Below are 24533 nucleotides of genomic sequence, written 5' to 3'. Positions count from 1 at the left end.
CGGCCGGTACCGGACAGCGCCAAACGCCGCATGACACATAAGGTGCTGCGAATGCGATACCTGAAATGCCTCTCCGGGGTGGCGGCCGTCGCCGTCGCTCTCACCGGGTGTGGTGTGCCCAGTGAACCGGTAGCGGCCAACCCACCCCCGCAAGCAGTCCAGCAGGCGGCTCCGGTGAAAGCCGAGCCGATCACGCTGGTCGCGGCCGCCAAGAAGGTCACGTACGCCTTCCCGGTCAAGGCCAAGAACGTCTCGTTCCACAAGACCCACGCCGGTTACCCGGCCACCGACATCTTCGCCGCCTGCGGCAAGCCGTTCGTGGCCACCACCAGCGGCGTCGTGCTCGAGGTGAGCCGGGTCGACAAGTACAAGAAGGGCATGAAGGACGGCCCGTACAACGGCGGCAAGTTCGTCTCCATCCAGGGTGACGACGGCGTCCGCTACTACGGCTCGCACCTGAGCAAGGTGACCGCCGGCATCAAGAAGGGCGTCCGGGTCAAGACCGGCCAGAGCCTCGGCAAGGTCGGCAAGACCGGTAACTCCAGCGGCGTCTGCCACGTGCACTACGGCATCTCGCCGCCGTGCAAGAAGGCCGGCGACTGGAAGGTCCGTCGCGGTGTCGTGTGGCCCGCGAAGTACCTCACGTCATGGCGCAAGGGCGGCAAGAAGAGCCCGGTCGCGGCGGTCAAGGCGTACAAGAAGAAGAACGGCTGCAAGGCCTAGTTCCACCTGATGACGGCGCCGGGCGGGAGCCCGGCGCCGTCATGCTTTCTCAGGCGAGGTTGATGTAGTCCAGCTCGGCGTAACCGGTGCCGCCCGCGAAGTTCGGCGAGCCCTTGGCCAGGCGGATCACGTTCCAGCCGGCCCGCAGGGTGACGGACGCGTTCACCGTCGAGCCGAAGACACCCCAGGCGGCGGTGGCCGGGTAGGACACCGTCTGCCAGGCGCTGCCGTTGTACGCGAGACCCTGGGTGGCCGTGGCGCCGGTGCCGTTCGCGTACCCGATGGTCATCGTGTACGCACGGGCGGCCGGCACGTTGACCAGGAAGTCCACGAACGACTGGTTCCGCGAGTTGGCAATCCCGTCGATCTGACCGACATAACCGCCGCTGGACGCGGAGGCCGCGCTGAATCGGTTCGCGTTGACCACTGTCGCGTTCTCGGCCTCATACCGCTGCTGCCAGGTTGCGGCCCCGCTCGCCGGGGTGATGAGCAGCTGATAGGAGTCCAGGGCGTTCATCCCGGTCACCGGCACGCTGATGCTTCCACCGGAAACGGTGTAGGTCGTCGACGACACAGCGATCGGCGCGCTCTGGTTCGTGGTCCGCCCGGTGGTGCCGCTGCGCACCAGAGTGGCCCGGACCTGCGATCCCAGCGCCCCGAGCCCGTTGACCCGCACGGTGTTGCTCCCGCTGTCCCCGCCGAACACCACGTTCACGAACCGGCGGGTGCTGTCGTAGGCGGCCACACCCTCCAGCCATGACCCTGGAATCGTTTGCACGATGTTCCCGGCCATGTCGCCGTACCACTTGTAGGTCCAGTACGACGATGTCGGCGCGTTGTTGTGGAGCAGCCCGTTCAGCGTGCCGGCCTCGTACCAGTAGGCCCGTTCCGCCGACCGGATGCCGTGCCGCTCGAAGACGGCCATGTAGTGCACCGCGACGCTGGGGATGTCGACCTGCGACGGCGACGCGTACTCATTGATCGAAATCGGACGCGGTGAGATCCCGAGGGACTGCTCGATGGCCCGGTAGTCGTTCACGTGCGCCTGGACGTTGAGGTAGCTGTCGTTGTCCAGCTCGTGCCAGACGATCACGTCCGGCAGCGTGCTCGTGTTCCGGGCGTTCGTGAGAAAGTCCACCATCCACTGATGGTTGTAGATCGCATGCGATGGCCCGACGATCGGCGTCACCGTGTCCAGCGTGCGGATCAGGCGATGGGTGCGGGTCCAGCCGTCGAGGAACGAGCCGGCCGACGCGGTGTTCCACGTCCAGTCCGGCTCGTTCCACAACTCGTACCCATCGATGTTTGTCGTGCCGGTGGCGGCGGTCCGGGCCTGGACCATGGTCCGGACCTTGGCCTCCCAGTCCGCCCAGCTGACCCAGCGATAGGGGAAGTTCGGATAGATGTCCGGCAGCCGCAGGAACTGCTGCGCGCCGGCGCTGGTCACCTTGCCGGCCACCAGCAGGCCGTCGCAGCAGGGTGTCGTCGCGCCGTTGCCGAGCTGCTGAACGCCGGGCGGCGGCTGGGTCAGATGGTTGAGCCGCAGCGGGTAGAGCTGTTCGAGCGGCGGCTTCGATCCGGTGTCGACGGCGTAGAGGCCGCCGGCGGCGACGTGGGTGACGGGGCGGACCACGGTGCCGACGTTGACGGTGAGGGTGTTGCCGGCGGCCTGCGCCGGGCTGGGGACGACCAGCCCGGCTGTGACCAGCAACAACACGGCGATTTTGCGCACTGTTTCACCTCGGTGGGGGGTGAGTGATGGGGACGGTTCTACGTCTCCTGCGCGGCCAGCGGGATCCAGATCCGCATGGCACCCGAGGCCCGGTTGGCCCACAGGAAGTAGGGGATGGCGGTGACTGTCGCCGCTGGGCCTGACGGCCCGTGCGGCGCGGTGGGCAGGTCACGGTAGAGCGGTGCCTGCTCTTGCGAGGACCGCAGGCGTACGGGTACGCGCACCGTGACCGGAGCGACCCCGGTGGTGTGGAAAGCGACGGCGAGGGGCGAGGAGGTCGACAACTCGACGTCTTCGAGCACCGTGCCGGCCGGCATGTCGGCCTGCTCCAGGCAGTACACGAGCGGACCGCGGACCAGGGCGGCGGCACCCCGGCTGGCGTCGACCCGGGGATGCGCGGCGACCAGACGGGACGGCATGGTCAGGACCAGCTGGACCTCATCGCCGAGGTGCCAGATCCGGTCGAGGCGCAGGTAGCCGTCACGCGCCTCGACGCGGGCCGGCGTGCCGTTGACCCGCAGCCGCGCGCTGTCGCACCAGGCCGGCACGCGCAGGGCGAGCGTCCACGGCTCGGCCGAGGTCGACGTCACGGTGACCGTGACCTGCTCGTCCCAGGGATAACGGGTCTCGACCTGGACGGCATGTTCCCCATGCTCGATCGTCCCGGATCCGTACAGGTGGAGCTGCAGCCCGGACTCGTCGCCGGTGGCGAGATAGTGGTGCAGCGACGCCATCAACCGGGCCAGGTTCGGCGGGCAGCAGGCGCAGGAGTACCACGTGAGCCGCTGGGACGGCGCGTCCTCGTGCGAGCCGTCGTGCCCGGTGCGCAGCTGCAGCGGGTTGGAGTAGAAGAACGCGGTCCCGCCGGCCGCGGTGCTGCCCGCGATCCCGTTGTGCAGGACACGTTCCATCTCGTCGGCGTACTTCACGTCGCCGGTGGCCAGCAGTAGCCGCCACGCCAGCTGGAAGTTGCCGATCGCGGCGCAGGTCTCCGCGTACGCACGGTCCGGCGGCAGCTCGTACGGATCGCCGTACGCTTCGTCGCGGTGCCGGGAACCCTGCCCACCGGTGATGTAGGTGCGTGATTCCAAGGCCGAGTCCCACAGCCGGATCGTCGTGTCGAGCAGCTCCTGGTCGCCGGTCTCGACGGCCACGTCGACCGCACCGGCCAGCAGGTACACCTGCCGCACCACGTGCCCGGTGACCTCGGCGGTGCCGCGCAGCGGTTCGTGGTCCTGGTAGTACGCCGGACCGAAGCGGCCCTCCCCCAGCACCCCGTGGCCACGGTTCTCGACGAAGCGGGCGGCCAGGTCGAGGTACGGCCGGTGACCGGTGACCCGGTACAGCTCGGCGAGGGCCGTCTCCACCTCGGGATGGCCGTCTACCTCCGGCGATTGGGCGTACCGAAGCACCAGAAGGTCGGCGAAACGGCGCGCGACCGCGACGACCTGCTGTGCCGCGGGGGTGTCCGGCGCGGAACGCGCGGCGGCGACGGCGGCCTGGATGAGATGGCCGGCGGTGTACATCTCGTGGCTGAAGTGCAGCTCAGCCCACTGTTTCGCGCGGTTGTCCGGATCCTGGTAGTAGGAGTCCAGGTATCCGTCGGCGTCCTGCGCCTTCTCCAGCAGCGCCGCGGTCTCGTCGGCGAACGCGTTCGCGGTGCCCGACCAGAACGCCGCTTCCAGGGTCTTGTGCACGTCGGTGTCGGCGAACCAGAAGCCGCGGAACTCGCCGTCCGCGTCTCCGGTGACGCGGCGCAGGTTCGCCAGGTTGCCGTACGCGTCGAGCTGGGTGACGCAGTGCGGCAGGGTGGCGTCGATGTTGCGCTGCTGCCAGCCGCCGAGCAGGCCGTCCGGGTTCAGCCGCACCGCTGAGGCGGGGTGCAGCTTTCCGATGGCGTCTGCGGTGGGCACGACGGGGCCCAGATTTTCGGTCACGATGTTCCTCAGTCCTTGACGGCGCCGGCGGTCACGCCGGCTGCCACGTAACGCTGGGCCAGGATGAGCAGCAGCGTCGCGGGGATGGACGCCACCACGGCGGTCGCCATGATCGCGTTCCACTGCTGGTTGTTGTTGCCGATGTAGTGATAGATGCCGAGCGTGATCGGCTGGTGATCACCGCCGCCGTCGAGCGTCGTGGCGAAGACGAAGTCCGACCACGCCCACAGGAATGCGAACAGGCTGACCGTGACGATCGCGTTCCGGCTGACCGGCAGGATCACCGAGAGGAACGTGCGCCACTTCGACGCGCCGTCGATGAGCGCCGCGTTGATCAGCTCGTCCGGGATGCCGGACATGAACGCCGTGAAGATCAGCACGCCGAACGGGACCGCGATGGTGGAGTCGGCGAGGATCAGTCCGGGAATCGTGTTGAGCACGCCGAGTCGCAGGTAGATGGCGTAGAAGCCCATCGCCATGATGATTCCGGGGATCATCTGGGCGATCAGCAGCACGAAGCTGAGCGCGCCGCCGCCCCGGGGCCGTAGTTTCGCCAGGGCGAAACCGGCCGGCGCCGAGATGAGCAGGGTGAGCACGACGGTGCCCAGGCCGACGAGCAGGCTGGTGCCGAGATAGGGCATCTGCTGGTCGATGACCGCGCGGTAACCCTCCAGGGTCCCGTTCCAGGGGAACAGGTGTGGCGGGTCGGCGCGCATGTCGGTGTCCTTGGTGAAGGACACGTTGATCATCCAGTAGACCGGGAACAGCATGATCCCGGTGAGGATCAGCCCGATGATCGTTTTCGCTGATCGGATCACTGCGCCTGCCTCCTCTGGATCCGGATGTAGAGCAGGCCGAAGATGAGCGCCATGATGATCAGCAGGTTGCCGACGGCAGCGCCGGGGCCGAACTCGGGCAGCAGATTGCCGAAGCTGAGTCGATAGGACCAGGTCGCGAACGTCATCGACGCGTCGGCCGGCCCGCCCTTCGTCATGATCCAGATGATGTCGAAGACCTTGAGCGTGTAGACCAGCCCGAGCAGCAGGGTGATCGCCGAGACGGGTCGCAGCAGCGGGAACGTGATCCGCCAGAACCGCTGCCAGCTCGTCGCGCCGTCAAGGGCCGCGGCCTCGTAGACCTCGGCCGGGATCGCTTGCAGGCCGCTGTAGAGCACCACCAGGTTGAACGGGATGCCGATCCAGATGTTCGCGATGATCACACTGGTCAGCGCCCAGTCCGGTGACGTCAACCAGTTGACCGGGTCAATGTTGACGGCGGCAAGTGCAGTATTGACGATGCCGGAGTCACTGTTGAGCATCCACGTCCATGTTGACGCGCTGACAATCAACGGCAACAGCCACGGTACGAGGAACAACGCCCGCAACGTCGCCGACAACCGGAAGCTCTGGGCGAAGAACACGGCCAGTGCGAGCCCGATGGCGAACTGGAACGCGATGCTGACGAACGTGAACGCGAGCGTGTGCAGCAACGCCGGCCAGAACGTGGCGTCGGCGAACACCTCGCGATAGTTGTCCAGTCCGCTGAACGGCGCGTCACCGCGGACGAAGCTGCGCACGGTGTAGTCACGCAGACTCAGATCCAGGTTGCGATAGAGCGGGTACGCGTAGAACGCGATCAGGTACACCACAACCGGGGCGAGGAACGCCCACGCGGCCCAGTTGCGCTGTTTCTTGGGGGCCCGCGTGCCCACCGTCGTCTCGGCAGGCACGCGGGTCAGAACGTCGTGGGTCATCGTCACTTGGTGGCGGCAGCCGCGGTCGTCTGTGCCGTGGTCAACGCGTCCTGCGGGTTCGCCGAACCCGACAATGCCGCCTGGAACCCGGTCCACAAGGGCTGCGAGATCTTCGGGTACTTGGTCCCGAGGTCGTCACTGGTCCGGCCCTTCGCGGCCTTGACCGCGTCGACCCACACGGTCAGCTCGGGGTTCTCGGCGACCTGCTTGGTCTGCACGGCCTCGGTGGCGGCGATGTACGACAACGTGGTGTCCGTGGTGAACGCGTTGTCCGCGTTGGTCAGGCAGTTGACCAGCTTCTCGGTCACGGCGTACCGCGCGGTGTCGTCCTGGATCGGTGCGGTCACGAACTCACCACCGGTCGGCGCCGGTGCGACTCCGCCGGCCTGCGACGGGATCGGGATGATGCCGTACTCGAAGCCGGTCTTCTTCGCGTTCGCCAGCTGCCAGGTGCCGTTCTCGCTGAACGCGAAGTCGCCGGTGGCGAACTCCTGCCAGCTGGTGGTCTGCGTGTTGTTCAGGACCGAGTTCGGCGCGAGGCCGTTCTTCAGCCAGTCGGTCCACAGCGTCAGTGCCGCGACACCCTGCGCCGAGTCGAGCTGGGTCAGGTTCGCACCCGAACCCCAGAACCACGGCAGGAACTGGAAGCTGCCCTCCTCGGTACCGATCGCCGAGAACGTGATGCCCTTCTTGCCGGACGCCTTGACCTTGTCGAGCGCGGCGGTCAGGCCGGCCCAGTCCTTGATGGCCGCCGGGTCCACACCGGCCTTGTCCAGTACCTCTTTGTTGTAATACAGCGCGAGGGTGTTCGCGCCGATCGGGATGCCGTACGTCTTGCCGCCGATCTGCCCGGCGGCGAGCAGGTTCGGCGAGACGGCCGCGGTGTCGACCTTGACCTCGTCGGTGGTGGTCAGCACGCCGGCGTCGGCCAGGGTGGACACCACCGGGTTGTCGACGATCAGCACGTCCGGCGAGTTGCCCTGCTGTGCGGCGAGCAGCGCCTTGTTCGTCAGATCAGTGGTGTCATAACCGGTGCGCTTGACCGTGACACCGGCGTCGGTGCCGCACTGGGACAGCAGCTTCACCCAGTCCGAGCTGTCGTCGAACTGCGGGTACGGGTCCCAGACGGTGTAGTCGCCGGTCGGCGCGGCACCGCTGTCACCGGCGTCGTCGTTCGCGGAGGAGCAGCCGGCCAGCAGGCAGGTGGCAATGAGGAGGGAGGCAGTGGCTTTTCGGGAGATCGGCATATCGAGTCACCTAAGGGCTTTTGTGAGTTAGGAAATCGATTGCCTAGAAGCTAGGTAGCGTCTTGCTCACATGTCAAGGGCGGGTTACGGTCGCATTACGCAGGCCACCTAGGAAACTCCGTGGTCCGCGCAGGAAACTGGGGAGGAAAAACTGAGTACGACAGAACGCGCGGTCACCATCAGCCAGGTGGCGGCGCTCGCGGGGGTCTCCACCGGCACGGCGTCCAAGGCGCTCAACGGACGGGGAGCACTGCGACCAGAGACCCGTCAGCGCGTCCAGCAGGCCGCCGAGCAGCTCGGATTCGTCGCCAACGCGGCGGCCCGTTCGCTGCAGACCGGCCGCACCTACACGGTCGGCATGATCACCACCGACAGCATCGGCCGGTTCAGCATCCCGCTGCTCATCGGCGCCGAGGACGCCCTCGGGGCGGGGCAGATGTCGGTCTTCCTCTGCGACGCCCGCGACGACCCGATCCGCGAGCAGTACTACCTGCGCACCCTGCTCAGCCGCAAGGTCGACGGGATCATAGTGACCGGTCGCCGTACCCAGGCCCGGGCGCCGATCGGCGTCGGCCTGCCGGTCCCGGTCGTCTACGCGTTCATCAGCTCGGCCGACCCGCGCGACTGCTCGGTGGTGCCCGACGAGATCGACGGCGCCCGCCGCGCGGTGCAGCACCTGCTCGCGGTGGGCCGGCGCCGGATCGCGCACGTCACCGGTCCGGAGCATCACCACTCGGCGACCGTGCGCGCCCGCGCCACCGCCGAGACCCTGGCCGCGGAGGGCCTGCAACCGGCGGCGCCCACCCTGTACGGCGAGTGGAGCGAAGCGTGGGGCCGCCAGGCCGCCGGGATCCTGCTCTCCACGGGTGCCGACGTGGACGCGGTCTTCTGCGGCAGCGACCAGATCGCCCGGGGCCTGGTCGAGGGGATGCAGGCGGCCGGCCGCTCGGTCCCGGCGGACGTGGCCGTGGTCGGTTTCGACAACTGGGACGTCATGGTCGACGGCTGCCGGCCGGCCCTGACCAGCATCGACATGGATCTGGAGGGAATCGGCCGCTCCGCCGCCGAGCTCCTGCTGGCAACGATCAACGGCAATCCGGTCCACGGCCGCCAGACCCGCCCCTGCCGCCTGGTCCCCCGGGCGTCGACAGCGGTCTGACTCGCTCGGACTCGCTCGTACACAGTGGAGGCAAACGATTTCCTAGTGAGTCATTGACGAGCATCGGGGTTGTTCGTAACCTACCGGAAACCCCTTGATGACAAACGCGGCTTGGTTGCGGATCGCGCGGCAACCGTTTTCCGCATCGCCGGAACGATGCCGTGTTTTGTTAACGCTCACACCTCGCTTGGAGTGATGCATGAGACCGCCCCGCCTGCTGTCCGCCGCGAGCGCCGGCCTCCTGGCCGCCACCCTTCTCGGCAGCGCCCCCGCCTCCGCGGCCGACCTCCCCTCCCCCGCGGCCGACCTCCCCGCCTTTGCCTCCGCCTCCGCGGCCGATCTCCCCACCCCCGCCTCCGCGGCCGATCTCCCCGCCCCCGCCTCCGCGGCCGATCTTCCCTCCCCCGTCGTGGCCTACGAGTTCGACGCCGACGACCTGTCCACCGGCGTCGTCACCGACTCCTCCGGCAACGGCCTGAACGGCACCCTCGTCAACAGCGCGACCGCGGCCCTCGTCGACGGCGCGAACCCCGGCGACCAGGCGATTCAGCTTCCCGGCGGCGCGCCCACCTCGAACGGCGCGTACGTCCAGATCCCCAAAGCGGTCCTCGACGGCCGTACCGAACTCACCGTCTCCACCCGGGTGAAGTGGGACGGGACGACCGCGCCCTGGCAGTGGATCTACGCGCTCGGCAAGGACAACAGCCGTTACCTGTTCAGCACCCCGTACAACGGCGACGGGAAGCTGCGCACCGCGGTGACCGTCAACTCCGGCGGCGCCGAATCGCAGGTCACCGGGTCGGCGGCGTTGCCCGCGGACGCCTGGAAGACGCTGACCGTCACCCTCGGCGGCGGCCGGGTGACGACCTATCTGGACGGCGCCGCGGTCAACAGCACCGCCACCACGATCACGCCCGCGCAGCTGGTCGACGCGAGCACCGCGTCGGCGGGGTTCATCGGCAAGTCGTTCTACGCCGACCCGCTGTTCGACGGCGCGGTCGACGACTTCCGGGTCTACGGGACGGCACTCACCGCCGCGCAGGTGGCCGAGGACTTCAGCGCGACGCCGCCGAGCGTAACGGAAATATCCGAAACGTCCTTCAACATCCGCACCACGATCGGCACCCCGCCCCGCCTTCCGGCCAGTGTGCCTGCGGCGTTCACTGACGGTTATGACCGAAATATCGCCATAACCTGGCAGCCCGTGGACCCGGCAAGCTACGCCCAGCGCGGTACCTTCACCGTCACCGGAACCGCCGCCGGCACCACTGTCACCGCCACGGTCACCGTGATCCGTGAAGGCGAACTCACCATCGACCTCGGCACCACCACCGGCGCGTTCCACGGCGGCGCCGCCGGAACGCTCTACGGCCTGTACGGCGACGGCGTCCCCACGAACAACTTGATCGAGGGGATGAACCTGCGGACCGTCTCGACCAAGGCGCAGGACGGACCGCAGCACCCCGGCGCCGATGCCCTCGAAGTCGTCAAACCCCTCGCGGACAGCACCGATGGCGATGTCTACATCTACATGACCGACATCCACCGCGGTTTCCCGTACCAATGGCCCGGGAGCACGCCGCAGGAGAAGCTGACGCTCTTCAAGCAGAAGATCGCCAAGCAGGTCGACCAGGTCGCGACCCTGGATCCGGAATACCAGGACAACATCGTCTTCGTGCCGTTCAACGAGCCCGAGGGCAACATGTTCGGCACCGGCGAGTGGAGTTACAACCAGGTCAGCTGGCTGAACAACCCCGCCGACTACTTCCAGGCGTGGGACGACGTCTACGCGCTGATCAAGGGCAAGCTGCCGGGCGCCCGGATCGCCGGCCCCAACACCAGCATCCTGTTCGACCAGGTCAAGGGATTCCTGGAGCACGCGCGTGACGCGGGCACGCTGCCCGAGGTGATCACCTGGCACGAGCTGAGCCACCCCGAGGCGGTCCGCGACAACGTCGCGAAGTACCGCGAGTGGGAAGCCGAGGTCCTTCCCGGCCAACACCTTCCGATCAACATCAATGAGTACGCCTTCAACTACCACACCAGCGTGCCCGGCCAGATGATCCAGTGGATCTCGGCGATCGAGGAATCAAAGGTCGACGCGGACATCGCGTACTGGAACATCGACGGCAACCTCTCCGACTCGGCCGTCCAGGCGAACCGGGGCAACGGCCAGTGGTGGCTGTACAACGCGTACGGGCAGATGACCGGCGACACCGTGAAGGTCACGCCGCCGTACCCTGGCCAGAACTACACGCTGCAGGGCGTCGCCACGCTCGACACCGGCAAGAAGCAGGCCCGGGCGATCTTCGGTGGTTCGGCCGGCGCCGGATATATCCGGTTCACCGACGTGCCGAAGAGTTTCGGGAAGACCGTGCACGCCTGGATCCGGGAGATCCCGTGGACCGGCCAGGTCGGCGACTCCGCCCCGCCGCGACTGATCGCCGAGCAGAATCTCACGGTCGTCGGTGGCGAGGTGGCGGTGCCGTTCGACAAGCTGACGGAAGCTTCGGCGTACGAAATCGTCCTGGGACCGGGCACTAAGAGTGACCGGACAACGGCCGTGCCCACCACCTGGTCGGGATCTTTCGAGGCGGAGGACGCGACCTATACCGGCGGCGGGTACAGCAGAAACGGTCCGGAAGGCTCGCCCTCGGACGTCTCGAAGTTCTACACCTCGGGCGGTTTCAACGTGGGCGGCCTGCGGACCGGCAGTGACGGCGTCCTCGATTTCACGGTCGACGTGCCGAAGGACGGAACCTATGACCTGAGCGTGTTCGCGAACTCGCTGAACACGTTCGACCTGGTCAGGGAACAGGGTCCGACAAACGTCTTCCTGCGCGTCGACGGCACCGCTGAGCAGGAGATTTTCCTGCCGCTCGGCTACAAGTGGGTGGTCTGGGATCACGCCGACACGACGGTGAAGCTCACGGCGGGCACTCACCAGATCTCGCTGGCCGCCCGCAGCATCGACGGCCTTCGCTCCACGAAGGGCGACGCGATCGTCGACCGGATCACCCTGTCGCTGCCCAACCCGGCCGCGACCAGCGACGTCTACGAGGCCGAGCTGGCGTCCCTCGACCACGCTCGCACGGTTTCCGGCGGCGCCGAACTCGGCCGCGGCAGCACCGCGACGTTCTGGGTCTACTCCCCCAGCGACGCCGCGTCGATCTTGGACTTTTCGGTGACCCGCGGCAGCGCCTCGGTTTCCGTGAACGGCATCGACGTCGGCAATTCCCGCAAGGTCGCCGTCTCCCTCTCCGGAGGCGTCAACAAGATCAAAGTCAAAGGCCTGAGCAAGGGTACGGTCGTCGACCGCCTGTCCGTCCGCGGCAGCTCTGTCTTGCCGGCCGTTACCTACGAGGCGGAGTCCGCCGTCGTGACCGGCAGCGCGGCGGTGGTCACGAAGTCCCTGGCCAGCGGCGGTTCCGCGGTGACCGGCATCAGCGACGCCAGCACCCTTCGTTTCACCGTCCCGGCGGCGAAGGCCGGCACCTACGCCCTGCGGATCCGCTACTCCAATCCGGAGCAGGCGGTGGCGACCCACTACAACCCGGACCCCCTGGCCCGGCACGCGGATGTGTCGGTGAACGGCGGCGCGGCCAAGCGGGTGCTGTTCCCGCACAGCTTCCACGACAACAACTTCTGGGAGCTGACCGTCCCGGTGACGTTGAGGCGGGGCCAGAACACGTTGACATTCAGTTCGTCAGAGCTGCCCAACTTCGACGGGGTGACCTACGCGTCCGATGACTGGCCGGACGTGCTGCTCCGCTCCCAGTACGCCCCGCTGATCGACAAGGTGACCGTGGCGCCGTACAGCGCCGCCGTCCGCTGACCCCCGGGTGGGGGCCGGTTCGCACGCCGGCCCTCACCCGGCACCCTATCTGCCGGGTGGCAGGTGGTAGAGCTGGACGAACTGCACGTCCTGGTCTCGGAAGGTGACGATCCCGCGGCCCGGCGGCAGTGGCTGCACACTGAGGCTGGATGACATCCCGTCCTCGCGGCCGCGTCCGGACAGCGCCACGCCCGCCGGACTCAGTTCGGTCATCCGGAGCAGCACCGGGTCGAAGAGCGCGTGGCCCACCTCGAAGTACCGGTGGGCGATCACCAGATGCAGGCCGACGTCACGGCCCTGGCTGAGGTACGGCAACAGCGGTGACAACTGGTCCGACATCAGCTCGTAGTCGTCGACCAGGACGAACACCTCGGGGCCGGTCCACCACGAGCGCTCCCGCAACTGCTGCGCCGTCACGTCGGGGCTCGGCAGCCGCCGTTTCAAATAGTTGGCCAGAATTTCCATCTCACCGGGCTCCGTGCCGAGCACGACAATCAGTGAATTCCAGGGCCCAAGCCGACGGTCGATCGAGGCAGACAGGGCGCGCAGGAACGACGTCTTGCCGGACCCCGGGTCGCCGGTGACCAGGAGGTGGGTGTTCCGGGCGAAGTCGACGAGGATCGGCTCGAGATTGACGTCGCCGACACCGATGGGCAGCTGGAAACCGTCGGCCGCACCCAGATCAATATGGTCGTAGGGCAGTTCCTCCGGCAGCAGCCGAACCCCCGGCGCCCGCGAACCCGTCCACGCGTCGGCGATCTCCCGGGCCAGCAATGCCGGCGAAGCCGCGCTGCTCAGCATGGGTTGCACGGTGAGGAAGTCCAGGACGGTGCCGTCCGGCGCCGCGCTGATGCCGCGTCCTGGCTGGTCCGGCACGTCCCCGGCCGCGCGAGGGCTGATCACGGATTCGCCCGGGTCGTCGAGGCGTAACTCCAAACGGGATCCGAAGGTGCCGGGCGGCAGTTCGGACCAGTGCTGCGCGCAGGCGATCAGATGGACGCCGTAGGACGGGCCACGATCGGCGATCAGGTCGAGCACCGGCCGGAGTTCGGCGAAGTCCTCGTGAAGCGCGGCCCAGTCCTCGACGAACAGGAACGCGTCACCGAAATCGTCCTGGACGTTGCTGCCTGCGCGCCAGTACTCCCCCATCGACTCGAAACCGGACAGCCTGAAGTAACGCCTTCGCAGTGCCAGCAGATCGGCCAGCTCGAAGACGGTCCGGCGGACCCGATGCCGGTCCGCGAGGCTTTCCGTCACGCTGCCGACATGCGGGATCTGCAGCAGCCGCTCCCGAAATCCGCCGAGATCGCCGAGACCGTAGAACTGCACCTCGTCCGGTGTGTGGGTCAGCGCGAGAGCGGTCAGCAACGAGCGGACCACAGTTGACTTGTCGGCGAAGTTGGCGCCCACTACCGCGACGTGCCCGTCCACACCGGACAGGTCCAGCCACAGCGGTTCCCGAGGCTCGTCGAGGACAGCGATCGGGACACGCAAGGCGCCTCGGATGCTCCGGTCAACCGTCTGGAGACCACGTGCCGGGTCGACGGTTACCGGGCCGAGGACCTCGTCGAGGGCGATCGAGCCCTGCAACGGGGGCCGCCACACCTGGCGAGCCGGCGGGCCCGCGTCCTTCAACACATCGACGATCAGGTCCAGGTCCGTCTCGCCGGGGCGGCCGGGCGGTGTTCGCCCGGAGACCCGCACTGCCGTGAACCGGACCAGGTTGGCGTAACCGGCGTCGAGGTATCCGTGACCGGGTTCCTCCGGCAGGTCGTAGGCGTCCGGGACGCCCACCGCCAGCCGGGATTCCATGGCCGAGGCGGTGCGCAGCGCGATCCGGTACGACAGGTACGGCCTCAGCTCATCCAGCTGACCCTCCGCCAACCGGCGTGCCGACAGGAGCAGGTGGACGCCGAGCGCCCGGCCGGTCCGCCCGATCCGCCGGAACAGCTGCTCGACTCTCGAACCGGCCGACAGCAGCTCGGTGAACTCGTCGCAGACCACCAGCAGGGTGGGCAACAGCGGTAGGCCGGTTCCCTGGCGGGCCATCCGATAGTCCCGGAGGCTCGCGACATCGCCGGCGTCGCGGAACAGTTTCTGGCGGTGGATCAGCTCGTTCTCCAGGGCATCGGCCAGGCGGTCGGCCTGCCTGGGATCGCCGGCCAACTCGGTGATCGTGCCGGCGTTGTGCGGGAGCAGCGCCAGCGGGCCGAAGGTGGTGTTCCACCGGCCGTCGATCAGCAGGAAGTTCAGCGTCTCCGGTCCGTGTGTGATCGCCAGCGCGGCCACCATCGCCCGCAGCAGGTCGTGCCGGCCGGAGCCGCCGGTGCCGATCAGGAGGCCGTGCGGGCCCGATCCGCCCTGTGCCGCCTCCTTGAGGTCGAGGTCGACCATGCCGCCGTCGCGGAGGACGCCGATCGGAATGCGGAGCATGTAGTGCTCCACGCGCCAGGAACGGATCATGTGGACCGAGTCCCGCAATGCCCTTGCGTTCGTGGAGAGCAGACTCAGGAGGTCGACGTGGGTGCCGTCGTTTTCCCGTACCGATGTGGGATCGGAGCGGGAGAGGGTCTGCAAGGTCTCGATGACCTCGGTTGCCAGAGCCGCGACGGCGGCGTCGGGGTGGCGCGCGAGGGTGAGCAGGGTGGTTTTGATCGTGGCGTTGTCGGCGCCGGGGAGCAGGCCCAGGCGGCCGAGGGCTCGCGCCGTGTCGAGGGACGGCTCCGCGGTTTGCAGGCGGGTGAGTTCTTCGGTGAGGTTGGCGGCCTGCGCCGGTGCGTCGGTGAGGCGTTTGCGCATCGCGACGAACCATTCCTGGCCGAAGGTCGCGCGGCCGGCGGCGGCCTGTTGGGCGTTGGCGAGCCAGTCGGCGGCGCGGGCGGGTTCGACGATGCTGAGGGCGGTCAGGCGCTGGGCGAATTCGAGTTCGCGGGGCTGCCAGGGGTCGGCGTGGTTGGTGTATTGCTCCAGCAGCAACGCGACCTTGGTGAGCCGTTCGAAACCGTAGGCCGCGTCGAGGGCGGCCAGCAGCAGGCTGCGCAGGTGCGGATCGACCTCGTAGAGGCCGGCGCCGGATTCTTGGAAGAGCGGCGAGTTCAGCAGCTCGGCCTCGGCGGCGTAGCCGAGCACGGTCGGCGGGTCGATGAAGAAGTTGACCCGCAGGAGATGGAGGAATCCTACGTCGAGGACGGGTGGCACGGCGGCGTGGCAGGCGAGCTCCAGCGCGCCGGGAGTCAGCGCGGTACGCGCCTCGTAGAGCAGGCCGGTCGCCCGGGAACTGCTGGTCCACGTCATAGCGGACGCTCGATGCGTGGGCCGGCGCCGCGCAGGGCGTCGACCGCGCGGTGCAGGCCGTCGGCGGTCAGTGGGGACATCGGCACGTGCCGGGCGATCTGCTCGGCCGTGGTGCCCGGCCAGAGGCGCGACCGGACCGGGTTGATCCAGGCGACAGTGCAATGCGCTTTCCGCAGCGCTTTGATCATGGCGATGGTGCCGACGAGGCGGCCGGTCTGCAGGGTGCCGCGGGCCGCGCCGCCGTCGCTGATGATCGCGGCGGCGGTGCCGGGAACGATGTCGTCGAGGACCGTGGTGAAGGCGCGGGGTTCGGTCAGGGCCGGGTCGGCGTAAAGGCGGCCGGCGGCCGAGGGGGCGATCCGGCCGAGGACCGGGTCGAGTTCCGGGCTGAACGGGTCGGGCAGCTCGCGCAGCACGGCGGTGTCGACGCGGCTGCTCGGCAGGTTGTGGAAGTACCAGGTGGCGATGGATTCCAGCCGGCCGGCGTGGTGGATCTCGCGGACCAGGTGCTCGACGAAGTCGCCGTACGGAGTCATCGAGCCGTTGCGGTCGATGAGCAGCAGGAGCCGGGCGGTGTTGCGGCGGGCGGGGATCAGAATCGGTCCGGTGAAGACGCCGGTGCGGGTGTAGCGGTCGATCGTGGCGTCGACGTCGACCTCGGAGGGCGCGCCGTAGCGGATCGGCCGGCGCAGGCGGCGCCAGGTCTGGGCGATCTCGCGCGAGGTGAGGGGGTAGCGCGGCGCGAGGGCGAGTGAGGAGTCGAATCGTCCGGTTGTCGGGGGCTTGAGGGACATCCCGGACAGGCGGTGGAGGGTGGGCAGATCGCGCGGTTTATCGGAGGCAACAGCAGGCGGCGGCGGAGCGGGCTGCGGCTGCGTGTCGTCGTGCCGCGTCTCGGGCTTCTGGCTCCCGTGTCTGTCCTCTTCGGACGTCGCCGTGGCCGTGTTCCACGCCGGCACCTCCACCCCGGCCAGCACCGCCCGGATTGTCTCCTGCTCGCCGACCGATTTTGCCCACAACCCGACGCACAGCGCCTCGAAGTCGCGGGCCGAGCCCACCCCGAATCCTGCGGCGAGCGCCGACCTCAGCGTCAGGCAGTCGTCCAGGCCGATCGGCAGGCCACGACGGCGCAGCCGCACCACCAGCTCCCGTACGAAGTCCGGCGGATCGGCGCGGGTCACGGCCGGCCGAGCCGCTCGTTCGCGCGGATCTGATCGCCGCGCTGTTTGAGCAGCGCGTCCAGGTACGGCAGACCGGCCACCTGCTCGGCCGGGGTGCCCACCGCCTCCAGGAAGCCCGCCCAGTCGAGCAGCTCGCTCAGCCCCGGACGTTTCGCGAAGTCGACCTGACGCAGCCGCTCGATCACGTCGATGACGGCGTCGCGCAGGTCCGGCCGGGTCACCTCGTGCATCCGCAGGATCGCGTCGAGGTCGGCCCGCTCGGCCGGGAACTCGATGTAGTGGAAGACGCAGCGCCGCAGGAAAGCCCCGGGCAGCGCTTTCTCCTCGTTGTTGGTGACCACGATGATCGGCCGCAGGTCGGGCCGGTCGCGCGGCACCGCGTAACCCCAGCCGGGCACCTCCTCGACGGCGAACGCCAGCTCGTCGAGCTCGTGCAGCAGATCGTTCGGGAAGTCCAGGTCGGCCTTGTCGATCTCGTCGATCAGCAGCACCGAACGCCGGCCACGCTGAGCCCGGGCGATCACCCGGCCGAGCGGGCCGAGCCGGATGTACGCCCGGACGTCGTCACCCTTACGCCACCCGCGCAGCTGCCCGTCGTGCAGGCGCCGCACCGCGTCGTACTGGTAGAGCAGGTCCTGTCCCCGGCTGGTCGACTTGATGTGCGCCTGCTCCAGGGGAAGACCGAGCCCGTACGCGACAGCGTGCGCCAGCCTCGTCTTGCCGACACCGGGATCACCCTGCACCAGCAGCGGGCGGCCGAGACTGATCGCCAGGTTGACGGCCGACAGCAGGTTCGGGCTGAAGCGGTACGGCTCGGCTTCCACCGTCCGTTTCTGATCACCCTCCTCGGTCAGCGATCCGGCGTCCTCAATGGACTTCGACGGCGGAAGCGGCTCCTCCGGGGTGAACCACAGCGAGGTGTCAACGCGGTGCCGGGTCTGCAAGGCTCCCCCACTCCTCAAGGCGACGCTTGAAATCCGCCGGCGCCCGGCGGACGTCGCGGATCGAACGGTCCATCTCCTCGTACAGCCGCCGCATGTCGAGGTCGTCCCCGATCGCACTCCTGTCGGCGATCATCATGGCCCAGGAATCGGCGAGCGTGGGGGGCCAGCCCCGGCGCGACACGACCTCCTGCGCCCACAGGGTCAGGTCGGTGGCGTCCGCGGCCGGCACGGGCAGATCGACGACGCCCGCCGGATGGCCGTCCACACCGACGAAGAGCGCGACGAACATGTACGGGTGCGCGCCGAACCGCTCCTGGATCCCGCCCCACAGCGCGGCGACGGCAGGCGCGCTCGCCCCACCGGTGAGCAGCGGGCAGACGACATTCACCTGGTCCAGATCGGATTTGTAGTCAAGGATCCGCTTCAGCTGCGAGTCGACGGAACCCTGGTCCGGGCTCAGGCTCAGCCAGTCCTTGCACTCGGTCTCACCGAGGCAGTACGGCAGCCACGCGCACAACTTCTTGACCACCAGGCCTTCGGCGCTGTGCAGTCCGAGACCCAGCACCCGGCCGGGGACATGGCGTTTGGCCGCCACGATCGCCCGCTTGATCCGGTCGAGGTCGAAGAACGCGCTGTCCAGCAGCTGGTGATCCTGCGGCGGCGCCGGCTGCGGCACCGACGCGTGCGCGAAACCGCAGGTGACGGCCCAGATCCGCAACGCCTCGTTCTCCGAGCGGTCCGCCAGGATCGACTCGATCAGCTTGACCAGCCACCCGCCACTCTTCGCCGCCTGGATCAGCCGGAACACGACCATCGGCAGCGGATTGTGCGGGTCCGCGTGATGCGAAAGCTCCATCTCCAAGGAGAAGAAGAGCAGACGTTCAAGATCATCACGACTTCGGTACGCGTCGAGGATGGCCGCCTCGAGTTTCCGCAGCTGGTCGCCGGTAATCGTTCCACCTCCGCTTCCACAGTAGAACACGTAGGGTTTCCGCGTGAGCAGCGTAACGGTGGTGGGCGCCGGCGTGATCGGACTCAGTGTCGCCCACGAGCTGGCCGCCGCCGGCCATCACGTCCAGGTCCTCGCCGACCGGCCGGCGACAAGGAGTGTGTCCGCGGTGGCCGCGGCGATCTGGTTCCCGCACGATGTGCACCGGTCGCCGGAGGTCCTCTCGTCCGCCGCGGTGACGTACCGCCGGTTCTCGGAACTGGCCGGCGATCCGGCGACCGGGGTCGCGATGCGTCCCGGCACGGTGATCGTGCGCCGGGCGGACGCGGACACGTCCTGGACCCGTGCGATTCCATCGTGGGCCCGGACCGCCGCCGGAGTGCGCTGCACGGTGCCACTCATCCAGACCGACGTTTATCTGGGGTGGTTGCGGGCCGCGGTTCTGGCGCTGGGCGTGCGCATCGACACCGTTTCCGTGTCGTCGGTTTCGTCGATCCTGGATGGGGCTGACGCTGTTGTGGTCGCAGCCGGTCTGGGGTCGGCCGCGCTGCTCGGCGACGACGACGCGTTTCCGATTCGCGGGCAGGTGGTGCGGCTGGCCAATCCCGGCATCACGGAGTGGTTCACCGACGAGGACAACCCGGAGGGCCTCACCTACGTGGTGCCGCGCGCCGGCGATGTCGTCTGCGGCGGCACCGGCGAGACGGGTTCGTGGGACGAGATTCCGGATCCTCTTATCGAGGCGGCGATCCTGCGGCGGGTCTGCGCTCTGGTTCCTGAGCTGGAGGGTCAGCCGGTGCTGTCGCGCGCGGCCGGGTTACGGCCGGCGCGCTCCAGCGTCCGGGTCGAGGCCGTGCCGGGTCATGGCCGGCCGGTCTTCGCCTGTTACGGCCACGGCGGAGCGGGCTTCACCCTGTCGTGGGGCGATGCGGCCCGGATCGCGAGCCTCGTCGCCGCCGTCGGGTAGCGACCAGCGGCTCGACGGGTCGAGCCGCTGGTCGTTTTCAGCTGCTGGTCGCATTCAGCCCTGGACGTTTTAGCTTTTGGATGCTTTAGCTGGTGGATGCTTTAGCTGCTGGAGGCTTTCACCTCCAGCAGGCCCACCGAGGCTGTTCCGCTGGTCAGCGCGACCCGCAGGCGCGTCGTGCTGATCTCGCCGAAAGTGACCGCGTTGTACTGGTTGGCCGCCACCCCATACGTGCCCGGCGACGGTACGTCCACGTAGGCGGTGCCGTTCCAGTACTGCAGCTTCCACGACGCCGGTAGGTCGATGCCCTGGCCGTCGTCGAAGAAGTAGACCTGCGCCGACTTGAGTGTCTGCGCGGACGGCCAAGTCAGCTCGGCCCACTGTTGTCCGGTGTTCGGCCATGTACCCCAGCGCGGGTTCACCGTGTCGTTCGACGACGGAGGGTCGATGCCGTCGTTGATCGCCGTGACGCTCTCCCACGATGAGGTGTACGACGCGCTCGGTATCGCCGACAGCGCCAGGTTCGACGACGGCGGCACCACGACACCGCTGCTGTAGAGCTTCACCTCGGTCAACCCGGTCTTCGCGGTGCCGGACGGCTGGGTGAACACGATCCGCAGCCGAGACGTGTTGACTGGACTGAAGTTGACTCTATTCAAGTTGTTCTGTGGTGTTGACGGCGACTTGACTTGACTTGACGCGGCAACCCACGTCGTCCCGTTCCAGTACTGCACGGTGTATGACGCCGGCGGTCGATAGCGGTTGCCGGCCCGGTCGTTACGGAGGTAGACGGCCGCCTCGTCGACCGTCTTCGCCGTACCCATGTTGATCTCGTACCAGTCGGTGGCGTTCGTGCTGCCGTACGAACCCCAGAGCGGGGCGTTGGTCGGCAACCCGTCGATCGCACCGGCCACCGTGGTGCCCGAGGTCGTGTACGACGCCGTCGCCGTCGCGCCCGCCGCCAGGTTGGTGTTCGACGAGACGCCGGCCTTGGCCAGGATGTCGGTCATCCGCGCGCTGTTCTGCACCACGTTCTGCGGCGCCTGCAGTCCGGAGAACGCCGTGTTGTACGCGACTGTCCCGCTCGTGGTGACCGCACCGGTCGCCGGGTTGTAGGTGAACGGCACCAGCTGGTTGATCGTCGCGACCCGGGTCCCGTTCAGGAAGATCGAGTACCCCTGCGGCACCCCGGTGTACCGGGTCACGCCGTCGGCCGGGTCATCCCAGACGACCGAGAGGTTCGCGTTGCGGTACCGCAGGTTGTTGACCGCGAAGTGGCTCCACCCGATGTTGATCGGCGACAGCTCGATCTGCGTGTCGTTGCGCGGCCGCAGCCCCGCCACGTCCTCGATGATCGTCCAGTTGCCGCTGCCGAGGATGTTGTGGTGGATCCACGACCGGTACGTGATCGCGCTGCCGTTCCAGTCCGCCCAGAACTCGTTGGCATCCGGCCACGCCGTGTTGCCGTCGACGTACTGCGCCCAGGCGTTCCAGTAGAGCAACTTCTTGTAGTCGTCGTTGGTCATCCAGCTGTTCGGATAGTTGCGCAGCGCCGACGAGTAGAGCCGGAACTGCACCGTCGAGTTGATCGTCGAGAAGTTGTTGCTGCCCGGGTTACCGGCCGCCGCGGCAGCCGCCTTGTCGACCTGGTTCGCCGTGTAGAACGGGAAGATCGGGTACTGCGCCGGGTCGGCGAACAGCCGCAACGCCTCCCGGTACTGGGCCGTGTTCGGCATCAGCCCGACCGAGTACGGGTAATAGTTGTTGATCTCCTTCCACGGCACGTGGGTGTTCGTCGACACGTGTTTGTGCTCCAGCAGCTGCCGGTCCGGGTTCCACAGCGTGTTGATCACGCCGGTGCGGATCCGGTCGGCGAGGGTCTGCATCTCGGTCGCCTTCGCCGTGTTGCCCTGCAGGCTGTACGCGTCCCGGGCCGCGTTCGCGGCACTCCACACGTACGCGGTCTCGGCCCGGTCCAGGTTGCCGGCCCGCCAGTGGAACGACACCGCGTCGGCGTCATTGCCGGTCATCGCGCCCCAGTCATACTCGATGACGCCGTTGTTGTTCGTGTCGTACGTGGCGAGCTGGCCTTTCGCGTCGCCCTCGGCGTACCGGGCGAAGTTGGTGAGCATGGCCGGCTGCCCGCCGTGGATCTGGTACGCCCGCCAGGCCGCCTCAGCGATGTACTGCGTGTACGAGTTGGACCAGTTCTCCGGGTCACCCGGGTTGTCCATGAACCGCCCGTTCGCCGACGACTGCCCGACCGCGAAGTAGGGGCCGTAGGAGTACTCCGCGCTGCGCAGGTACTTCAGGTCGTCGATGTGCATCGGCTGGGTCAGCGCGATCGCGTTGTTGTAACCGGTCACGCCCTCGATCGACTGCGGGAACTGGAAATCCTGCCCCGGGATGTCCGCGTCGAGGTGGTTGAACCGCATCAGCCACCAGCGGTAATAGATGTTCTTCTTAATCGCGGCATCCGGCACGTCGATGTAGGGCACGTTGTCGGCCCACCACTTGTTGTACTCGCGCACGTGCGTGCCGAACGCGTCGGCGGCCGTCCGGGCGCGGTAGGCGTCGTACTCAGTCCGGGACTGCGGAATCTCGTTGGCGACCATGCCGAGCTGCACCTTCACGGTGACCGTGGCGCCGGCCGCGACCGTTACTGATCGGCTGAGCGCCCCACTCGCGGCGGTGAACCCGTCCCCGGAGAGGCGCGGGTACAGCGTGGTCAGGTTGTTCTTCACGGCCCGGGTGCCGGTCAGCTCGGTGCCGCTGACCGTGGTCGCGTACGGCGAGGTCGCGTTCAGCGCCACGGTCGCCGACGCGGTGCCGGTGTTGACCACGGCGACGTTCGTGACCAGCACATTGTTGTTCGTGATGAACTTGGTGACGTCAAGGCGGATCGTCCCGCCGGTGTGCACGCTGCGCCAGTGGCTGGGTGTCTGCCGGCGCTGTGCGGCCTGCTCGGTGAACGTGCCCGGCGACGCGGTGATCGCATAGGCGTTCTGGCTGCTGATGTTGTCCCAGTACGCGGCGTTGCCGCCGAAACCGATCACCGCGGGGTTGTGCGTGTACATGAACGCGGCCCGGCCCCGCGTCATGAGCCAGGTGCCGGCCGGGTCGTTGCCGGTGCGGGCCAGGAGGCGGTCCATCCAGAAGTCGGTGCCGGACGCCTCGGCGTCGTAGATCGCCCGCATCGTGTCGCCGGTCGAGTAACCGACCGGTGGCGCCGGGATCGAGCCCGCGTTGGCAAAGGTCGGGAAGCCGATGGTCTGTGCGGCATGCGCCGGCGTCGGCAGACCGACCACACCGGCAACGATGAGAACCAGACCCATGATGTACGCGCACAGCCGGCGAATCACGACGTAGACGCCCGTGCCACTCCGGCCGTTCATGACTGGAACGCCTTCCACTCGAGCACACCGGTGGACAGCCCGGCGCGTGACGTGATCAGAAGACGAAGCCGCGTCGTGTTGACTGCATTGAACGTGATGACGTTCTCAACGCTTCCAGTCGTTCCACATGTTGATTGGCCGGCAACGTTGACATATTGACTGCCGTTCCAATACTGCAGTTGACACGACGCCGGCAAGTCAATGCCCTGGTTGTCGTCGAACCAGTAGACCGACGACTTGTTGACCGACTGTGCGGCCGGCCACTGATACTCGATCCACTGGCTGCCTTGCTGCGGCCAGTTGCCATACGCGAGGTTCGACCGGTCCTGCGAGTTGGCCGGCACCCCACCGTTGTTGATCGCGGCCAGGCTCTCCCACGACGACACATACGACGTCGACGCGGTCGCGTTAGGCGCGATGTTGACGCCACTGCCACCACCGCCACTACCGCCGCCACCCGTCGTCGGCACCACCCGTTGAATCGTCCCGTCAGCGTTGAAGTACAGCTTGTCCACCGCCACCGACCTGCGGAAATCGCCACCACCCGGCGCGTCGGCGGTGTGATAGACGATGTACGACTGACCGTTCAACTCCACGATCCCGGCGTGATTCGTCGTCGACGACACCTGCCCCAGCACGATGCCTCGATGTGTCCACGGCCCCAGCGGATTCGTCGCGGTCGCATACCGCTGACAGGCGTAACTCGAACTGGTCACGCAGCCGTTCGTGTCGTTGGCGGCGTACATCATGTAGTAGAGGCCGTTGCGCTTGAACATCCACGGCGCTTCCCAGTAGTTCGTCAACCCGGTCGGCGTCACCACCGACCCGACCGTGTCGATCATGTTGGCGGCAAGCTTGACCGCACGCGGCGCCCAGTACCCACCCCAGTACATGTACGCCTGGCCGTCATCGTCGACGAAGACCGTCGGGTCGATGTTGAGCCCCGACGAGTTCGGCGTGCTGTCGCTGATCAGCGGTCCACCCTTGGCGTCGGTGAACGGCCCGAGCGGACTGTCACCGACCGCGACGCCGATGTTCATCCAGCCCGCGCCGTTGCCATTGATCGAGGTGTACCAGTAATACTTCCCGTTCCGCGGCTCGACCTCGCTGGCCCACGCGTCGGCCCCGGCCCACGGGAACGTCGCGATGTTGGCCCGGGCGCCGTGGTGGGTCCATGTGTTCGCATCGGTCGAGGACAGGACGTGCCACTCGCGCATCACGAAGTTGCTGGTGCCGGCCGGCGCCTCGTCGCGGCCCGCGTAGACGTAGAGGGTGTTCCCGACGACGAGCGGCGCCGGATCAGCGGTATAGATGCTGATGATGATCGGGTTGGCGGCGTGCACGGGTACAGCGGCCACGGCAATCGCCGTGATCACCCCGCACCCGGCAGCCAGCCATTTCTTGACTGACATCGGTG

General features: G+C 67.8%; 15 protein-coding genes. 4 read left to right on the top strand and 11 right to left on the bottom strand.

What is annotated here, in order from left to right; genetic code table 11:
- The first annotated feature begins 51 nt into the window (after positions 1-51).
- Positions 52-723 (top strand): M23 family metallopeptidase, encoded by a 672-nt coding sequence (locus B0I29_RS36855; protein WP_111653790.1) that lies wholly within the window; start codon positions 52-54, stop codon positions 721-723.
- A gap of 49 nt (positions 724-772) precedes the next feature.
- On the opposite strand, the gene B0I29_RS36850 is transcribed toward B0I29_RS36855, so the two are convergent.
- The 5 genes from B0I29_RS36850 to B0I29_RS36830 are packed head-to-tail and all read right to left on the bottom strand — an operon-like array spanning position 773 to position 7392.
- The gene (locus B0I29_RS36850; protein WP_111653789.1) at positions 773-2455 is read right to left on the bottom strand and encodes a carbohydrate-binding protein; all 1683 of its coding nucleotides are present in this window, start codon (positions 2453-2455) and stop codon (positions 773-775) included.
- A gap of 38 nt (positions 2456-2493) precedes the next feature.
- Positions 2494-4392 carry a glycoside hydrolase family 127 protein gene (locus B0I29_RS36845; RefSeq protein ID WP_181558166.1) on the bottom strand — a complete coding sequence of 633 codons (1899 nt, stop codon included), beginning with the start codon at positions 4390-4392 and terminating at the stop codon, positions 2494-2496.
- An 8-nt stretch (positions 4393-4400) separates the two neighbouring features.
- Positions 4401-5210, bottom strand: a complete 810-nt coding sequence (locus B0I29_RS36840) for a carbohydrate ABC transporter permease (RefSeq protein WP_181558165.1) — start codon at positions 5208-5210, stop codon at positions 4401-4403.
- Positions 5207-6145, bottom strand: a complete 939-nt coding sequence (locus B0I29_RS36835; protein WP_111653892.1) for a carbohydrate ABC transporter permease — start codon at positions 6143-6145, stop codon at positions 5207-5209. Before B0I29_RS36835 ends, B0I29_RS36840 begins: the two co-directional genes overlap by 4 nt.
- Positions 6146-6147: 2 nt before the next feature.
- Complete coding sequence (locus B0I29_RS36830) at positions 6148-7392, bottom strand: sugar ABC transporter substrate-binding protein (RefSeq protein ID WP_111653788.1); 1245 nt, start codon at positions 7390-7392, stop codon at positions 6148-6150.
- Positions 7393-7579: 187 nt separating this feature from the next.
- Between B0I29_RS36830 and B0I29_RS36825 the strand changes: the two genes are divergently transcribed.
- Entirely contained in the window at positions 7580-8551 is a 972-nt protein-coding gene (locus tag B0I29_RS36825) for a LacI family DNA-binding transcriptional regulator (RefSeq protein ID WP_245973061.1), read from the top strand.
- A 199-nt stretch (positions 8552-8750) separates the two neighbouring features.
- Complete coding sequence (locus tag B0I29_RS36820; protein WP_111653786.1) at positions 8751-12386, top strand: LamG-like jellyroll fold domain-containing protein; 3636 nt, start codon at positions 8751-8753, stop codon at positions 12384-12386.
- Positions 12387-12431: 45 nt separating this feature from the next.
- On the opposite strand, the gene B0I29_RS36815 is transcribed toward B0I29_RS36820, so the two are convergent.
- From B0I29_RS36815 to B0I29_RS36800, 4 genes are read right to left on the bottom strand one after another with little or no spacing between them, the layout of a single operon-like run.
- Positions 12432-15680 (bottom strand): FtsK/SpoIIIE domain-containing protein, encoded by a 3249-nt coding sequence (locus tag B0I29_RS36815; protein ID WP_111653785.1) that lies wholly within the window; start codon positions 15678-15680, stop codon positions 12432-12434.
- On the bottom strand, positions 15677-16861 hold the full coding sequence (locus B0I29_RS36810; RefSeq protein ID WP_111653784.1) for a hypothetical protein: 1185 nt from the start codon (positions 16859-16861) through the stop codon (positions 15677-15679). The genes B0I29_RS36815 and B0I29_RS36810 overlap by 4 nt, the downstream gene beginning before the upstream one ends.
- The gene (locus tag B0I29_RS36805) at positions 16858-17805 is read right to left on the bottom strand and encodes an AAA family ATPase (protein ID WP_245973059.1); all 948 of its coding nucleotides are present in this window, start codon (positions 17803-17805) and stop codon (positions 16858-16860) included. Before B0I29_RS36805 ends, B0I29_RS36810 begins: the two co-directional genes overlap by 4 nt.
- The gene (locus B0I29_RS36800; protein WP_146617015.1) at positions 17783-18787 is read right to left on the bottom strand and encodes an effector-associated domain EAD1-containing protein; all 1005 of its coding nucleotides are present in this window, start codon (positions 18785-18787) and stop codon (positions 17783-17785) included. Before B0I29_RS36800 ends, B0I29_RS36805 begins: the two co-directional genes overlap by 23 nt.
- Before the next feature lie 13 nt (positions 18788-18800).
- Between B0I29_RS36800 and B0I29_RS36795 the strand changes: the two genes are divergently transcribed.
- The gene (locus B0I29_RS36795; protein WP_111653782.1) at positions 18801-19721 is read left to right on the top strand and encodes an FAD-dependent oxidoreductase; all 921 of its coding nucleotides are present in this window, start codon (positions 18801-18803) and stop codon (positions 19719-19721) included.
- Positions 19722-19822: 101 nt separating this feature from the next.
- On the opposite strand, the gene B0I29_RS36790 is transcribed toward B0I29_RS36795, so the two are convergent.
- On the bottom strand, positions 19823-23116 hold the full coding sequence (locus B0I29_RS36790) for a discoidin domain-containing protein (protein WP_111653781.1): 3294 nt from the start codon (positions 23114-23116) through the stop codon (positions 19823-19825).
- Positions 23113-24528 carry a glycoside hydrolase family 43 protein gene (locus B0I29_RS36785; RefSeq protein ID WP_111653780.1) on the bottom strand — a complete coding sequence of 472 codons (1416 nt, stop codon included), beginning with the start codon at positions 24526-24528 and terminating at the stop codon, positions 23113-23115. Before B0I29_RS36785 ends, B0I29_RS36790 begins: the two co-directional genes overlap by 4 nt.
- Positions 24529-24533 lie beyond the last annotated feature (5 nt).

The sequence above is a fragment of the Actinoplanes lutulentus genome (genome assembly GCF_003259845.1).
GTDB classification, from domain to species: Bacteria; Actinomycetota; Actinomycetes; order Mycobacteriales; family Micromonosporaceae; genus Actinoplanes; species Actinoplanes lutulentus.
Note: the sequence above shows the minus strand (reverse complement) of the source record. Positions and strands in the feature narration are given on the sequence as shown.

Bases quoted from the DNA above. Each gene is read 5' to 3' on its own strand.
- B0I29_RS36855 (WP_111653790.1), top strand. From the start codon at position 52: ATGCGATACCTGAAATGCCTCTCCGGGGTGGCGGCCGTCGCCGTCGCT.
- B0I29_RS36815 (WP_111653785.1), bottom strand. From the start codon at position 15,680: ATGACGTGGACCAGCAGTTCCCGGGCGACCGGCCTGCTCTACGAGGCG.
- B0I29_RS36820 (WP_111653786.1), top strand. From the start codon at position 8,751: ATGAGACCGCCCCGCCTGCTGTCCGCCGCGAGCGCCGGCCTCCTGGCC.
- B0I29_RS36830 (WP_111653788.1), bottom strand. From the start codon at position 7,392: ATGCCGATCTCCCGAAAAGCCACTGCCTCCCTCCTCATTGCCACCTGC.
- B0I29_RS36785 (WP_111653780.1), bottom strand. From the start codon at position 24,528: ATGTCAGTCAAGAAATGGCTGGCTGCCGGGTGCGGGGTGATCACGGCG.
- B0I29_RS36790 (WP_111653781.1), bottom strand. From the start codon at position 23,116: ATGAACGGCCGGAGTGGCACGGGCGTCTACGTCGTGATTCGCCGGCTG.
- B0I29_RS36835 (WP_111653892.1), bottom strand. From the start codon at position 6,145: ATGACCCACGACGTTCTGACCCGCGTGCCTGCCGAGACGACGGTGGGC.